This is a genomic window from Stenotrophomonas sp. SMYL20 (assembly GCF_036320045.1).
GTDB lineage: Bacteria > Pseudomonadota > Gammaproteobacteria > Xanthomonadales > Xanthomonadaceae > Stenotrophomonas > Stenotrophomonas maltophilia_A.
Window position 1 is genome coordinate 135008 of record NZ_JAWIRT010000006.1, and the last position, 15377, is coordinate 150384.

Consider the following 15377-nt stretch of genomic DNA (forward strand, 5'->3'; position numbering starts at 1 on the left):
CGCGCCCCCTTGAACAACAAGGGGGCTCCTGGGCTGTTGGATCGCGGGAACGGCCCCTGCGTACCAGGTAGCGCCGGGCCACGCCCGGCGGCCGTTCGTTCAGGTGTCCGCCGGGCATGGCCCGGCGCTACCTCAGTGCGCGTGCGCTTCCGGGGCGGCGGCGCCGCCTTCGAGCTGGTCGAGGAAGTCGACCGCGCGGCGCAGGTGCGGGATCACGATGGAACCGCCCACCAGCAGGCCGACCGAGAAGGTCTCGAAGAACTCTTCTCGGGTCACCCCGGCGTCCTTGCACTGGGCGACGTGATAGCTGATGCAGTCGTCGCAGCGCAGCACCATCGAGGCCACCAGGCCCAGCAGTTCCTTGGTCTTCACATCCAGCGCGCCGGCCTGGTAGGTCTGCGTGTCCAGCGCGAAGAAGCGGCGCACCACCTGGTTCGGCTCGCCCAGGATCCGCTCGTTCATGCGCTTGCGGAAGTCGGTGAACTCGGCGATGCGGTCCTTGCTGCCGTCGTCGGCCGCGCTCATGCCTGGCCCTGCCCGGCCAGCAGCGGCTCGAGCTTGCCTTCACGGTGCAGGGCCATCATGTCGTCGTAGCCGCCCACGTGGACGTCGCCGACGAAGATCTGCGGCACGCTGGTACGGCGGGTCAGTGCCATCATCTTCTCGCGCTCGACCGGGTCCAGGTCGATGCGGACCTCGGTCCACTGCTGGCCCTTGCTCTTCAGGAAGTTCTTGGCGGCCACGCAGTACGGGCAGACGGCGGTGGAATAGATGGTGATGGCGGGGGCACCGCCGGCGGTCTGGGCTGTCACGGGAAACTCCACGATGGATCGACGGTCTACATATGGTACCGGTGCGCTGGAATTTCCACGCCACGGCCGCAACACTGTGGATTAACGAATGGTTGCCCCCCACCCTGCCACGCTTGGCGCGCCCTGCCCGAGGACCCACTGCTTGCGAGCCCTGCTGCTGACTACCGCCGTCACCCTGGCCCTGGCCATGCCGCTCGCCCAGGCCCAGGAGAAGCTGCCCGACATCGGCTCCTCGGCCGGCGAGCTGCTGACCCCGGCCCGCCAGGCCGAGTACGGCGCGATGATGCTGCGCGAGCTGCGCAACTACGGCTACCTGCTGGATGACCCGCTGGTCAACGACTGGCTGCAGACCATGGGTACCCGGCTCGGCTCCAACAGCGACCAGCCTCGCCAGCCGTACACCTTCTTCGTGATGAAGGACCGCCAGATCAACGCCTTCGCCACGCTGGGCGGCTACATCGGGGTCAATGCCGGCCTGGTGCTGACCGCCGAGCGCGAAGACGAGGTGGCTGCGGTGCTGTCGCACGAAATCGCGCACGTCACCCAGCAGCACGTGCTGCGCGGGGTCGAGCGTGCCCAGCGCGACCAGATCCCGATCCTGCTCGGCATGCTGGCGGCGGTGGTGGCCGCACAGGCCAGCAACAGCACGTCGTCCGGCAACGCGACGATGGCCGCGATCAGCTCGGGCATGGGCCTGATGCAGCAGCGCCAGATCAACTACACCCGGTCCAACGAGTCCGAGGCCGATCGCCTCGGCATCCGTACCCTGTCGCGCAGCGGTTACGACGTGGACGCCATGGCCGGCTTCTTCGAGCGGATGGCATCGGCGATGCGCGGCAACGAGGGTGGCTACAGCGTGCCCGAGTTCCTGCGCACCCATCCGGTCAACATCACCCGCATCAGCGAGGCGAAGGCCCGCGCCGACCAGATGAAGAAGGACACGGTGCTGCTGACCACCAGCACCCCCAGCGGCGAGCGCAGGGAGCGCGTGGACCCGGCCGATCCCAGCCTGGCCGAACCCCTGTTGCGCGGAACCAACCCGCTGCTGCCCAGCAGCGTGCTGCGCATCCCGATGGGCCAGCTCAGCCGCGGCGCCAGTGGCGACTTCGACTGGGCCCGCGAGCGCCTGCGCGTGCTCAGCGCGGATTCCACCCCCGAGCTGGAACGCGAGTATGCCGATCTGGCCAAGCGTCAGAAGGACGGCCTCAACGATGCCCAGCGCTATGGCCAGGCGCTGGCGGTGATGCGCAGCGGTCGCGCCGGCGCCACCCAGGCCCGGCAGACCCTGGCAGGCCTGCTGCAGACCCGCCCGGACAACCTGTGGCTGGCTCTGGGGCTGGGCGAGGCCGAATCGCGTGCAGGCCAGACCGCCCAGGCCAACAGCCGCTTCGAGCAGTTGCTGCGTCAGCACCCCAACAGCCGTCCGGTGGCGCTGACCTATGCCGAGATCCTGAACGAACAGGGCAGCCGCGAGGCGGGCCAGCGCGCGCAGGCCATGCTGCGGCCCCTGCTGTCGCAAAGCGGTAACGATCCGGTCTTCCAGCAGCGGTACGCCCGCGCCAGCGAGTTGGCCGGCGACAGCGTGCGTGCCAGCGAGGCCTACGCCGAGACAGCCTTCCTCAGCGGCCGGCCGGAACAGTCGCTGATGCAGCTGCAGGCGCTCAAGCGCAATCCGGCGCTGGACTACGTAGGCCGGGCACGGGTGGATGCGCGCATCGAGGCGATCACCCCCACCGTGCTGGAGCTGCGCCGGCAGGGCGTGCAGGACCCGGACCTGGACCGCCGCTGAGCGCTGCATGACCGGCCGATGGCAATCCCGAACGGTTCCGGTCAGGTAGTCACAAACATGTCATCAAACCGTAGTCTACTGGCACCACTCCAGTAACCGAGCCCTACGGTGTCCTCGTGCAGAAACGCATCCTGATCGTCGATGACGAGCCCGCGATCCGTGAAATGGTCGCCTTCGCCCTGCGCAAGGGCGATTACGAACCGGTCCACGCCGGCGACGCCCGTGAGGCCCAGACCGCCATCGCCGACCGCGTCCCCGACCTGATCCTGCTGGACTGGATGCTGCCCGGCACCAGCGGCCTGGACCTGGCCCGGCGCTGGCGCAAGGAAACCCTGACCCGCGAAGTGCCGATCATCATGCTGACCGCCCGCGGCGAAGAAAACGACCGCGTGGGTGGCCTTGAAGCCGGCGTCGACGACTATGTGGTCAAGCCGTTCTCGGCGCGCGAACTGCTGGCCCGCATCCGTGCGGTGATGCGCCGCGCCCGCGAGGACGACGAGGACGGCAGTGTGGCGGTCGGCCCGATCCGCATCGACGGCGCCGCCCATCGCGTGTTCGCCAACGACCAGCCGGTGCCGATCGGCCCGACCGAATACCGCCTGCTGCACTTCTTCATGACCCACCCGGAGCGCGTCTATACCCGCGCCCAGCTGCTGGACCATGTGTGGGGCGGCAGCGTGTACGTGGAGGAGCGCACCATCGACGTGCACATCCGCCGCCTGCGCAAGACGCTGGAACCGTTCAATGCCGAAAACATGGTGCAGACCGTGCGCGGCGCCGGCTACCGCTTCTCCACTGCTACCTGAGCCTCGTCGTGCCGGCGCCACGCACCTGCGGGTGCCGGCGCCGGCAACTCTGCTATAACCCTCGGTTCACCCCAGTGAACCGCCGCACCTCAACGACGAGATCGCAATGCCCCGCCACATCCGCTCTGCCTGGTTGAAGACCCTGGCCACCGTTGCCGCGGTACTGCTGTTCGCCGGACTGGTGGGGTGGTTCACGGGCCATCTGTGGTTGTGCATCGCGTTGGGCGCGCTGGCCACGCTGGCATGGCATTACTGGCGCCTGCGCAGCGTGCTGCGGCGCCTGACCGCGCGCCAGCGCTGGGATACCGCCGAAGAAGGCACCGGCGTCTGGAACGAGCTGGACCGCCTGCTGTACCGCAACCAGGTGGAAATGCGCGTGCGCAAGCGCCGCCTGCTGGACATGCTGCGCAGCTATCGCGCTGCGGCCGCCGCATTGCCCGATGCGGTGGTGGTGCTGGACCGCAACAGCCAGCGCGTGCAGTGGTTCAACGAAGCGGCCACCGCCCTGCTCGGCCTGCATCACCCCGGCGACCTCGGCGAAGCCCTGGTCGAACGCCTGCAGCCGATGCCGCTGGCGCACTGGCTGGCCGGCGGCCGCAATGCCGAGCCGATCCTCGACGTGCCTTCGCCGGTCGATCCGGCGATCCGCCTGAACCTGCGCCTGATTCCCTATTCGTCGGATTACTGGCTGCTGATCGCCCGCGACGTCAGCAAGCTGCTGCGCCTGGAACAGGTGCGCCGCGATTTCGTGGCCAACGTTTCACACGAACTGCGCACGCCGCTCACCGTGGTGCACGGCTATCTGGACATGATGGACCCGGAGGATTTCCCGGGAACCGGACCGATGCTGGAAGAAATGCGCAAGCAGAGCCAGCGCATGGCCCAGCTGGTGGAAGACCTGCTGACCCTGTCGCGCCTCGAATCGCAGGAACACAGCGAGGAAGAGACCGTGGCCATGCAGCCGATGCTGGCGACGCTGCGCCGCGAAGCCGAAGCGCACAGCCAGGGCCGCCACCAGATCAGCATCGACGACCTGGCCGGCGTTGACCTGCAGGGCTCGACCAAGGAACTGCACAGCGCCTTCTCCAACCTGGTCACCAATGCGGTGCGCTATACGCCGGCCGGTGGCCGCATCGCCGTGGAGTTCCGCCGCGAAGGCGACGGTGCCGTGCTGGCGGTGCGCGATTCCGGCTATGGCATCCCGGCCTCCCACCTGCCGCGCCTGACCGAACGTTTTTACCGTGTCTCCAGCAGCCGCTCCCGCGAAAGCGGCGGTACCGGCTTGGGCCTGTCCATCGTCAAGCACATCCTCGGCCTGCACCACGCACGGCTGGAGATTGAAAGCGAGGTCGGCAAGGGCTCGGTGTTCTCCTGCCATTTCGATGCCGACCACGTGCGCCCGCGCGAGTCCGCCCCCCTGACCTCCATCGAAGAATGACGCCATGAGCAGCCTCGGATCCCTCCCCCTCCCCGTGAGCCCGGACAACGATCCGTTGCGCGACCCGGCGCTGTACATCAACCGCGAGCTGTCGCAGCTGGATTTCAACTTCCGCGTGCTGGCCCAGGCGATGGACCCGCAGGTGCCGCTGCTGGAGCGCCTGCGCTTCATGTGCATCTCCTGCACCAACCTCGACGAGTTCTTCGAGATCCGCGCCGCTGCCGTACGCCACGCGCAGGAATTCGGCCTGCCGCCGGCGCCGGACGGGATGAGCCCGCAGGCCATCCTCAACGCCATCCATGACCGCGCCGCGGAACTGGTGGACCAGCAGTACCGCTGCTGGAACGAGACGCTGCGCCCGGCGCTGATGGAGGCCGGCATCGGCGTGCTCGGCCGCCATTCCTGGACCGATCGCCAGAAGCGCTGGCTGCGTGCGTACTTCCGCAACGAGATCATGCCGGTGCTGTCGCCGCTGGGCCTGGACCCGGTGCACCCGTTCCCGAAGATCCTCAACAAGTCGCTGAACATCGTGGTGGTGCTGAAGGGCACCGACGCGTTCGGCCGCGCCGGCCACCTGGCCATCGTGCGTGCGCCGCGCTCGCTGCCGCGCATCATCCAGCTGCCGGAAAAACTCGGCGGTCCGCAGAACTTCGTGTTCCTGTCCTCGGTGCTGTCCACGTTCGTCGATGAACTGTTCCCGGGCATGGAAGTCCAGGGTGCCTACCAGTTCCGCGTTACCCGCAACTCCGAGCTGGTGGTGGACGAGGAGGAAGTGGAGAACCTGGCGCTGGCACTGCGCGACGAACTGGTCGACCGCGGCTACCGGCCGGCAGTGCGCCTGGAAATCGCGCAGGACATGCCGCGCGACATCGTGCGCACCCTGCTGCAGAACTTCGGCCTGACCGAGAACGCGGTGTACCGCATCGACGGCCCGGTCAACCTCAACCGCATCATCCAGCTGTACGACCTGATCGCACAGCCAGACCTGAAGTACCCGCCGATGACCCCGCGCACGCTGCGCGACAGCGACGGCATCTTCGAGACAGTGGCGCGCCACGACCTGCTGCTGCATCACCCGTTCGATGCCTTCACCGCCGTGCTGGACCTGATCCGGCAGGCGGCGGTCGATCCCAACGTGCTGGCGATCAAGCAGACCCTGTACCGCACCGGCAAGGATTCGCTGATTGTCGATGCACTGATCCAGGCCGCACGCAACGGCAAGGACGTGACCGTGGTGGTCGAACTGCGCGCCCGCTTCGACGAGGAAGCCAACCTCGGCCTGGCTGATCGCCTGCAGGAGGCCGGCGTGCAGGTGGTGTATGGCGTGGTCGGCTACAAGACCCACGCCAAGATGCTGCTGATCGTGCGCCGCGAGGGCCGCAAGCTGCGCCGTTACGTGCACCTGGGTACCGGCAACTATCACAGCGGTACCGCCCGTGCGTACACCGACATCAGCCTGATCACCGCCGATGCGGACATCGGCAACGATGTGCACCTGCTGTTCCAGCAGCTGTCCGGGCTGGCCTCGAAGATGAAGCTCAAGCGCCTGCTGCAGTCGCCCTTCACCCTGCACACCGGCATCCTCGGCCGCATCGAGCGCGAGACGCGCATCGCCGCCGCGGGTCGCCCGGCGCGGATCATCGCCAAGATGAACGCCCTGAACGAACCGCAGGTGGTGCGCGCGCTGTACGCCGCCTCGCAGGCCGGCGTGCAGATCGACCTGATCATCCGCGGCGCCTGCACCCTGCGCCCGGGTGTGCCGGGCATCTCGGACAACATCCGCGTGCGCTCGATCGTCGGCCGCTTCCTGGAGCACAGCCGCGTCTACTGGTTCGGCAACGACGGCGCACCGGAGATGTACTGCGCCAGCGCCGACTGGCTGGAACGCAACCTGCTGCGCCGGGTCGAGACCTGCTTCCCGATCCTCGATCCGGAGCTGGCCAAGCGGGTCTACCGCGAGGTCCTGCAGAACTACCTGGACGACAACCTCAATGCCTGGGAACTGGATGCCGACGGCATCTACCACAAGCGTGCGCCCGCCCACGACGAGGCACCGCATTCTGCGCAGATGGCACTGATGCAGGGTCTGTAACCCGGTGTGTCGACCAAGGTCGACACCTACCAGGAGCGGTAGGCACCGATTTGGGGCTGGATAGGATCAGTGCCGACCAACGGTCGGCACCCACCATCAGATCGCAGAAATCTGTCGAAGGCGGGGTGGGTCCGGTTGAGGGGGCGTGAGCCGCATGGATGCGGCGACCGAGCTTACATGGACGTACTTGCAGCGTCCCCCTCGACCGGACCTACCCCGCCATCCCACGGATAGCCCGCTGTTGCTATTGCTGTTGCTTCGGCAGGTGCAGGGCGCAGCCCAGCCGCACTCCCCTCTTCCAAAATGTGAAGGCCGCGCGGTGACGAGCACACCGCCCCTTCGGCTAACATTCGTCCATGCCGCACACCACCACGACTCCGCCCGCATTGCAGGATGGCGACCTGCTGGCCGCCATCGACCTTGGCTCCAATAGTTTCCACATGGTCATCGCGCGCTACACGCTCGGCCAGCTGCGGGTAATCGACCGCCTGCGCGAGACGGTGCGCATGGCCGACGGCCTGGATGGCAAAGGGGGACTCTCCTCCGCTGCCCGGCAGCGCGCGCTGGAATGCCTGGCCCGCTTCGGCCAGCGCATCCGCAATGTACCGCCGCACCGGGTGCGCGCACTGGCCACCAACACCGTGCGCCAGCTGCGTTCACCGCAGTCGTTCCTGGTTCCCGCCGAAACCGCGCTCGGGCACGCCATCGAAGTGGTCAGCGGCCGCGAAGAAGCGCGCTTGATCTACCTGGGCGTGGCCCATGCACAACCGCCCAAGCCCGGCCAGCGCCGGCTGGTCATCGACATCGGCGGCGGCTCCACCGAATTCATCATCGGCATGGGCATGCAGACCCTGGAGCGCGAAAGCCTGCAGGCCGGCTGCATTGCCAGCACCCGGCGTTTCTTCCCCGGCGGCAAGCTGAGCAAGAAGCGCTGGAAGGACGCGCTGGCCGAGATCGGTCGCGAGTTCCAGCCCTTCGCCAGCAAGTACCGCGCGCTGGGCTGGCAGGAAGCGCTGGGTTCTTCGGGCACGCACAAGGCGATCAGCGAGATCTGCGCGACGATGAAGCTGAGCAAGGGCGCGATTACCGCCGAGGCCCTGCCGCAACTGCGCGACGAACTGCTGAAGGCCAAGAAGATCGACGACATACAGTTGCCGGGACTGTCCAGCGACCGCCGCCCGATCATTGCCGGCGGCATCCTGGTGCTGGAGGCCGCCTTCCAGGCACTGGGCCTGCAGAAGCTGCTGGTCAGCAAGGCCGCGATGCGCGAAGGCATCCTCTACGACATCGTCGGCCGCGCTGGCGAGAACGACCTGCGCGATGAATCGGTGTCCGCGCTCAGCCAGCGCTACGGCATCGATACCGTGCAGGCCGACCGTGTGCAGGACACCGCGCTGTCACTGCTGGAACAGGTTCAGGAACGCTGGCGGCTCGATGCCGACGACGCGCGCATGCTCGGCTGGGCCGCGCGCCTGCACGAGCTGGGCCTGATGATCGCGCACAGCGGCTACCACGTGCATGGCAGCTACGTGCTGGAACACTCGGATATCGCCGGCTTCTCGCGGCAGGAACAGCAGATGCTGGCCGCGCTGGTGCGCAGCCATCGCCGCAGCGTGACCAAGACCGCCTTCGACGCCCTGCCCGAGCGCCTGCTGCTGACCGCTCGCCGGCTGGCCGCCCTGCTGCGCCTGGCGGTGCTGCTCAATCGTGCCCATGAGGACGATCCACTGCCGGCGTTGGAACTGACCGCCGACGACAACCGCCTGTCGTTGATCGTGCCGCAGGCCTTCATTGATGCCCGGCCACTGCTGCGCGCCGATCTGATCGGCGAGACCGACGGCATCGCCGGGCTGGGCATCCAGTTCCGGCCCTTCGTAGCCTGAGGCTCACGCCTTCCCGCGAGGGAAAGAAGGTCACACACCGTTACGGTTCGCGCATGCGCCCCCGGTTGACCTGCTGCGACGCAGCAGATCAAGTCGGGGGAGCGCATTCAGCGTTACAGCTAAGCGACTGCTTTTGTTGAGCTTTCGTGAAATCTGACGATGAAGCCTGGTACAAATCGACACGACCTCTTTACAGAGCATTAACCAACGAGACTACTATCGGGTCATCGGTCCGCTTGTGGGCGGCCGATTTCTTCGACGCCCCTTTTGGCGTCCCTGCACGACCTGAGAGAGAGAGAGCTCGTCATGACTTCACGTACCACCCCCCTGGGGCAGGCCATCCGCTACGCCCTGGCAACCACTGCGACGCTGGCCGCCCTGCCTGCGTTCGCCCAGAGTGGCAGCACCGCCGCGCCGACCACCCTGGATCGCATCGAGATCACTGGCTCGCGCATCCGCCAGGTGGACGTGGAGACCGCTCAGCCGGTCCTGGCACTGAGCCGGTTGGACATCGAGCGCCAGGGCTTCAGCTCGGTGGCCGACATCCTGCAGAACGTGACCGCCATGGGCAGCCCGGCGATCAGCCGTGCAAACGCACTGAGCTCGGGCGAAAACACCGGCGGCACCTACATCGACATGCGCAACCTGGGCGCGCAGCGCACCCTGGTGCTGGTCAACGGCAAGCGCCTGGGCATCAGCACCTCGGGCCTGCAGGACGTGTCCTCGCTGCCGGTGTCGGCGGTGGAGCGCATCGAAGTGCTGAAGGATGGCGCGTCGGCCATCTACGGTTCCGATGCGATGGCCGGCGTGGTCAACATCATCACCCGTTCCAACGTCAACGGTGTGACCGCCAACGTCTACCACGGCCAGTACAGCGAAGGTGACGGCGCGCGCGACCGCTTCGACGTGGTGGGTGGCTGGAGCAATGACCGCGTGTCGCTGACCCTGGCACTGGAGCACTCCGAAGAAAAGAGCGTCTGGGCCAAGGACCGCTGGTTCAGCAAGTACGGCGTGAGCGACCGCCACCCGAACGATGCCTCCAACTGGACCACGCTGAGCCAGTGGGGCCAGGTCACCGGCCTGAAGGGCGGCCCGGGCTGCACCAACACCAAGGACGGCTGCGGCTACTCGCTCAACCGTGGTGCTGACCCGACCAACCCGGCCAACTACCACCTGACCGATGCGACCCCGTTCACCGGCGACGTCAGCAACGCCAACGAACAGATGCACGTCATGTATCCGCTCAAGCGTGATTCGGTGTACTTCGACGGTCGCTTCAAGATCACCGACCAGGTCAACCTGCGCACCGAATTCGGCTACAACAAGCGTTCGGCCGAGCGCCAGATTGCAGGCTACCCCCTGCAGTCCAGCTCGGTGTCCATCTCGGGCGACCCGACCGCCACCGGCCTGATGTCCAAGGACAGCTACTTCAATCCGTTCGGCAACCAGCACGGCTATGCCAAGCCAACCGACGTGGCCTGGAACCGCCGCACCTGGGAAATCCCGCGTGTGAGCACCAGCGAACTGAAGACCTACCGTGCGGTAGTGTCGCTGGATGGCAGCTTCGAGATCGGCCAGCGCTACTTCGACTGGGACGTGGGCTACCAGTACAACCGCAACGAGCTGACCGCTACCGCCACCGGCAACCTGCACAAGAAGCGCGTGCGCGATGCTGTGGGTCCGTCGTTCCTGGATCCGGCCACCGGCAAGGTGATGTGTGGCCGTCCGGGCGCGGTGATCAGCGGCTGCACGCCGTGGAACCCGCTGGTGCCCTACGGCAAGAACGATCCGAACGGGCTGACCGGCAATGAAGAACTGATGGCCTGGCTGTTCCCGGCGGAACGCACCACCGGCCGCACCACCACCAAGAACGCGTTCGCCAACCTGTCCGGCAGCATCATGACCCTGCCGGCCGGCGACCTGGGCTTCGCTTTCGGCGTGGAAAGCCGCAAGGAAGATGGCCGCTACACCCCCGATGCCCTGGCCCAGACCGGCGCCACCACCAACCTGGCCGCAGGCCCGACCGGTGGCAGCTACAACGTGAAGGAAGCCTACCTGGAGCTCAGCGTGCCGGTGCTGGCCGACCTGCCCGGTGCGCGTGAGCTGAGCTTCAGTGCCGCCACCCGCTATTCCAAGTACAACACCTTCGGCAACACGCTCAACAGCAAGTTCGGCTTCAAGTGGAAGCCGATCGACCAGCTGCTGGTCCGTGGTACCTGGGCAGAAGGCTTCCGCGCCCCGACCATCAACGACCTGTACGGTGGTGGTTCGGAAACCTTCGCGCAGTTCAGCGATCCGTGCGACACCGTGTTCGGCTCGGCCAAGGGCAGTGCTGAAGTCCGCGCGCGATGCGCACGTGACATCGCCGATGCCGCCAACTTCCGCCAGCTGAAGCAGGGCAACACGCCGGTAACCACGGCGCAGGATGCGACCCCGACGCCGTTCGTGTCCGGTTCGAACCCGCTGCTGGTTCCGGAAACCTCGACCAGCAAGACGCTGGGCCTGGTGTGGAGCCCGACCTTCATCAGCAACTTCAACGTGGCACTGGACTGGTGGAAGATCCGCATCGACAACACCATCGTCGGTGACAGCCCGAACCAGATCCTGAGGGACTGCTACGAGCAGGGCATCGAATCGCGCTGCAGCCGCTTCAGCCGTGACCCGTCCAACGGCATCGTCACCGGCCTGAAGTTCGGCAACCGCAATGCCGGCTTTGCCGAGACCGAAGGTTACGACCTGGATGTCAGCTACCGCGTCGACACCAGCTACGGCAAGCTGAGCGCAGGCTGGACCAGCACCTATGTGAGCAAGAACGTCTACCGCTCCACCAACGATGTCCGCGAAGCGATCACGCCGATCAACGGCGTTGCCAACACCATCGGCACCGCCACCAGCCTTGCGTTCCGCGTGCGCTCGAACCTGGTGCTGGGCTGGGATGTGGGTGACTTCGGCGTCAGCTGGACGGCACGCTACTACTCCGGTGTGAAGGAGCGCTGCCTCAACGCCTCGCGGTATGCGGACGAATGCTCCGATCCGACCTTCCTGGCTCCGTGGCTGAAGTCGCCGACCGCGTACAACGAGCGCGGTGCGGTGACCTTCCACGACGTGCAGTTCCGCTACAACCTGCCGTGGGATGCCACCGTTTCGGTGGGCGCGAACAATGTGTTCGGCAAGGAAGCGCCGGTGATGTACAGCAAGCCGAACTCGTCGTTCTCCTACTACGGTGGCTACGACATCGGTCGTTTCATGTACATGAAGTACCAGCAGCGCTTCTGATCCATCCGCGCTGTTGAAGCTCGACGACCACGGCCCTTCGGGGCCGTGGTTTTTTTCTGCCTCCGCGCAGACTGTCGCTTTCCACATTGACCGTGATGCGTTCAATCAGGGACACGGTCCTCTGCGCTGCGTCCGCCGCGATGCCACAGGTTGGAGCAATCGATTGATTTGCTTCCGCTTTGTGCAGAAGCGTCACGGCCGTCTGCAGCGCTTTCGTCGCTTGCCCATACGTCTCCCCATCCATCTTCACTAGGTTCGAACATCCACCGCCGCGGTGGAGTTGACGCAGCCCCGCTTGGCTGTGTTCCGAAGACTTCGAAGACTGAGAGAGAGACCCATGACCATCCGTATTCCCGAGCTCGGGTTGGCGATCCGTCGTGCACTGGCGATGACGGCCACCACCGCACTGGCCGCCCCCGCATTCGCCCAGCACGCACCGGAAGCCACCACGCTGGACCGTATCGAGATCACCGGTTCGCGCATCCGCCAGGTCGACCTGGAAACCGCGCAGCCGGTGCTGACCATCAGCCGCGCCGACATCGAGCGGCAGGGCTTCAATTCCGTTGCGGACATCCTGCAGAACCTGACCGCGACCGGCAGCCCGGCCTTGAGCCGTGCCAGCCCGCTCAGTGCGGGCGAGGCCGCAGGCGGCAGCTACGTGGACATGCGCGGCCTCGGTGCACAGCGCACCCTGGTGCTGGTCAACGGCAAGCGCCTGGGCATGACCACTTCGGGTTACCAGGATATATCCAGCATTCCCGCCGCTGCCGTGGAACGCATGGAAGTGCTGAAGGACGGCGCCTCGGCCATCTACGGTTCCGACGCGATGGCCGGCGTGGTCAACATCATCACCCGGCGCAACGTCCAAGGCGTGACCGCCAACGTCTACCACGGGCAGTTCAGCGAAGGCGATGGTGCCCGCACCCAGTACGACGTGGTTGCCGGCTGGTCGAATGACCGCGCTTCGATCAGTGTCGCCGCCGAGCATGTCGAAGAAAAGGGCGTTTGGGCGAAGGACCGCGGCTTCAGCGCCTACACCTATACCGATCGTCATCCGGACGATGGCTGGACCACGGTCGGGCAGTGGGGGCGCATCGTCGGCTTCGAGGGCCCGGGCTGCAGCAGCGCCCGTGGCTGCAGCTATTCGCTCGATCGCGGCAGCCAGCCGGGCGGGCCGGACAGCTTCCACCTCAGTGACAACACGCCGTTCACCGGTGATGTCAGCAACAGCAATGAACAGATGCACGTGCAGACACCGATCAAGCGCGATTCGCTCTTCGTCGATGCACGCATGGATCTGAACGACCAGATCCGCTTCAACACCCAGCTGGCCTACAACCGACGCACCACCACGCGCCAGATTGCCGGCTATCCGTTCCAGTCCGGTGCGGCCGGCATCACGCCGATGTCCGCCGACAGCTGGTTCAATCCGTTCGGCCGCCACCACGGCTATGAACGCCCAAGCGACGTGCACTGGAACCGCCGCACCTGGGAGATTCCACGCGTCAGCACCAGTGAACTGACCACCTGGCAGGGTGTCGCAGCGTTTGAAGGCAGCTTCCAGTTCGCCGGTCGCGACTTCGATTGGGAAGCCGGCTACCAGTACAACCGCAGCGAGCTGGAGCAGCGTGCCACCGGCGACCTGCACAAGCAGCGCGTTGCCGATTCCACCGGTCCTTCGTTCTACAACCCGGCCACCGGCAAGGTGGAATGCGGTACACCGGATGCACCGATTGCCGGCTGCAAGCCCTGGAATCCACTGGTGCCGTATGGCCAGGATGACCCGTACGGCCTGACCGGCAATGGCGAACTGCAGGACTGGCTGTTCCCCGAGGAACTCACCCGTGGCCGCAACACCACCCGCAACCTGTTCGCCAGCCTCAGTGGCGGCCTTGCCACGCTGCCTGCCGGGGAACTGGGCTTCGCCCTGGGTGTGGAGAGCCGCCGCGAGGAGGGTCGCTTCATTCCCGATGCGCTGGCCCAGACCGGCGCCACCACCAATCTGGCGGCGGGCCCCACCGGCGGTGGCTACCGTGTCGACGAGGCCTATCTGGAGCTGAGCGTGCCGGTGCTGAGCGACCTCCCCGGTGCACGCCAGCTGACCCTGGACATGGCAACGCGCTACTCGGACTACACCACCTTCGGCGGAACCCTCAACAGCAAGTTCGGCATCTCGTGGAAGCCGATCGACCAGCTGCTGGTCCGTGGCACCTGGGCCCAGGGTTTCCGTGCGCCGACCATCTCGAATCTGTACGGCGGCGGCTCGCAGACCTTCACCACCGGCTTCCGTGACCCCTGCGATACGGTCTATGGCGCCGCCGCCAGCAGCCCGGAGGTACGTGCACGCTGCGCCGCCGACATCGCCAACGCGGACAGCTACCGCCAGCTCGGCCAGGGCAACGAGCCGATCACCGGCAGCAGTGGGCAGACGCCCCTGCCCTTCACCAACGGCTCCAATCCCGACCTGAAGCCGGAAACCTCGACCAGCCGCACGCTGGGCCTGGTCTGGAGCCCGACGTTTGCCGAAGGACTGAACATTGCGTTGGACTGGTGGAAGATCCGCATCGACAACACCATCGTCGCCGACCATCCCAACGACATCCTCCGCGACTGCTACGAACTGGGCATCGCCGAGCGCTGCGGCAGTTTCACCCGCGACCCGGAACTGGGCATCGTCAACACGCTCAACTATGGGAGCCGCAACAGCGGGTTCCGCCAGGCCGAAGGCTATGACCTGGAGATCGGCCACAAGATCGAAACGTCCTGGGGCACGCTGAGCGCCGACTGGAAGACCACCTATGTGGTCGCCGCGGAAGAACGGACCACCAACGAGGCGGATGCCCCGCCCATTCCCAGCAATGGCATCGCCAGCAACGGCGGCATCGGCTTCCGTGTGCGCTCCAACGCATCGTTGGGCTGGGAGCGTGGCAACCTCGGCCTTAACTGGGGCCTGCGCTATTTCTCCGCGGTCAAGGAGCGTTGCCTGGATGCAGCCACGTATCCGGGTGAGTGCTCGCACCCGGGCCAGCGCGCGCCGTGGTTCAGTGGCAGCCGTGACTACAACCGTCGCGGATCGGTCACCTTCCACGACGTGCAGGCGCGCTACAACCTGCCATGGGATGCGACCGTCTCGATCGGTGCCAACAATGTGTTCGGCCGCCAGGGACCGGCCATGTACAGCCAGCCGAGCGCCAACTTCTCCTACTACGGTGGCTTCGACATCGGTCGTTTCATCTACATGAAATACCAGCAGCGCTTCTGATCCACCGCGCCCCCTGCAC

Annotated in this window: 9 protein-coding genes; 7 read left to right on the forward strand and 2 right to left on the reverse strand. The window is 66.3% G+C overall.

What is annotated here, in order from left to right; translation table 11 throughout:
- Nucleotides 1-132 precede the first annotated feature (132 nt).
- Both V3B48_RS06595 and grxC read right to left on the reverse strand, forming a co-directional pair.
- On the reverse strand, nt 133-525 hold the full coding sequence (locus V3B48_RS06595) for a carboxymuconolactone decarboxylase family protein (protein ID WP_329893397.1): 393 nt from the start codon (nt 523-525) through the stop codon (nt 133-135).
- Nucleotides 522-812, reverse strand: a complete 291-nt coding sequence (gene grxC, locus V3B48_RS06600) for a glutaredoxin 3 (RefSeq protein WP_049400919.1) — start codon at nt 810-812, stop codon at nt 522-524. Before grxC ends, V3B48_RS06595 begins: the two co-directional genes overlap by 4 nt.
- 88 nt (nt 813-900) lie before the next feature.
- On the opposite strand from grxC, the gene V3B48_RS06605 reads away from it, so the two are divergent.
- The 7 genes from V3B48_RS06605 (at nt 901) to V3B48_RS06635 (ending at nt 15358) form a co-directional block, all read left to right on the forward strand.
- Nucleotides 901-2601 carry a M48 family metalloprotease gene (locus V3B48_RS06605; RefSeq protein ID WP_329893398.1) on the forward strand — a complete coding sequence of 567 codons (1701 nt, stop codon included), beginning with the start codon at nt 901-903 and terminating at the stop codon, nt 2599-2601.
- Between the two features lie 116 nt (nt 2602-2717).
- Nucleotides 2718-3407 carry a phosphate regulon transcriptional regulator PhoB gene (gene phoB, locus V3B48_RS06610; RefSeq protein ID WP_005408258.1) on the forward strand — a complete coding sequence of 230 codons (690 nt, stop codon included), beginning with the start codon at nt 2718-2720 and terminating at the stop codon, nt 3405-3407.
- A gap of 106 nt (nt 3408-3513) precedes the next feature.
- Nucleotides 3514-4845 carry a phosphate regulon sensor histidine kinase PhoR gene (gene phoR / locus V3B48_RS06615; protein ID WP_032129078.1) on the forward strand — a complete coding sequence of 444 codons (1332 nt, stop codon included), beginning with the start codon at nt 3514-3516 and terminating at the stop codon, nt 4843-4845.
- Nucleotides 4846-4849: 4 nt separating this feature from the next.
- Nucleotides 4850-6937 (forward strand): polyphosphate kinase 1, encoded by a 2088-nt coding sequence (ppk1, locus tag V3B48_RS06620; RefSeq protein WP_049400920.1) that lies wholly within the window; start codon nt 4850-4852, stop codon nt 6935-6937.
- A gap of 356 nt (nt 6938-7293) precedes the next feature.
- Complete coding sequence (ppx, locus tag V3B48_RS06625; RefSeq protein WP_010483920.1) at nt 7294-8820, forward strand: exopolyphosphatase; 1527 nt, start codon at nt 7294-7296, stop codon at nt 8818-8820.
- A gap of 306 nt (nt 8821-9126) precedes the next feature.
- Nucleotides 9127-12096 (forward strand): TonB-dependent receptor, encoded by a 2970-nt coding sequence (locus V3B48_RS06630; protein ID WP_329893399.1) that lies wholly within the window; start codon nt 9127-9129, stop codon nt 12094-12096.
- Between the two features lie 337 nt (nt 12097-12433).
- Complete coding sequence (locus V3B48_RS06635) at nt 12434-15358, forward strand: TonB-dependent receptor (protein ID WP_329893400.1); 2925 nt, start codon at nt 12434-12436, stop codon at nt 15356-15358.
- Nucleotides 15359-15377: the final 19 nt, after the last annotated feature.

Excerpts from the sequence above, each read along its gene's own strand:
- V3B48_RS06595 (WP_329893397.1), bottom strand. The coding sequence starts at position 525 with ATGAGCGCGGCCGACGACGGCAGCAAGGACCGCATCGCCGAGTTCACC.
- V3B48_RS06605 (WP_329893398.1), top strand. The coding sequence starts at position 901 with ATGGTTGCCCCCCACCCTGCCACGCTTGGCGCGCCCTGCCCGAGGACC.
- phoR (WP_032129078.1), top strand. The coding sequence starts at position 3,514 with ATGCCCCGCCACATCCGCTCTGCCTGGTTGAAGACCCTGGCCACCGTT.
- ppk1 (WP_049400920.1), top strand. The coding sequence starts at position 4,850 with ATGAGCAGCCTCGGATCCCTCCCCCTCCCCGTGAGCCCGGACAACGAT.
- ppx (WP_010483920.1), top strand. The coding sequence starts at position 7,294 with ATGCCGCACACCACCACGACTCCGCCCGCATTGCAGGATGGCGACCTG.
- V3B48_RS06630 (WP_329893399.1), top strand. The coding sequence starts at position 9,127 with ATGACTTCACGTACCACCCCCCTGGGGCAGGCCATCCGCTACGCCCTG.
- V3B48_RS06635 (WP_329893400.1), top strand. The coding sequence starts at position 12,434 with ATGACCATCCGTATTCCCGAGCTCGGGTTGGCGATCCGTCGTGCACTG.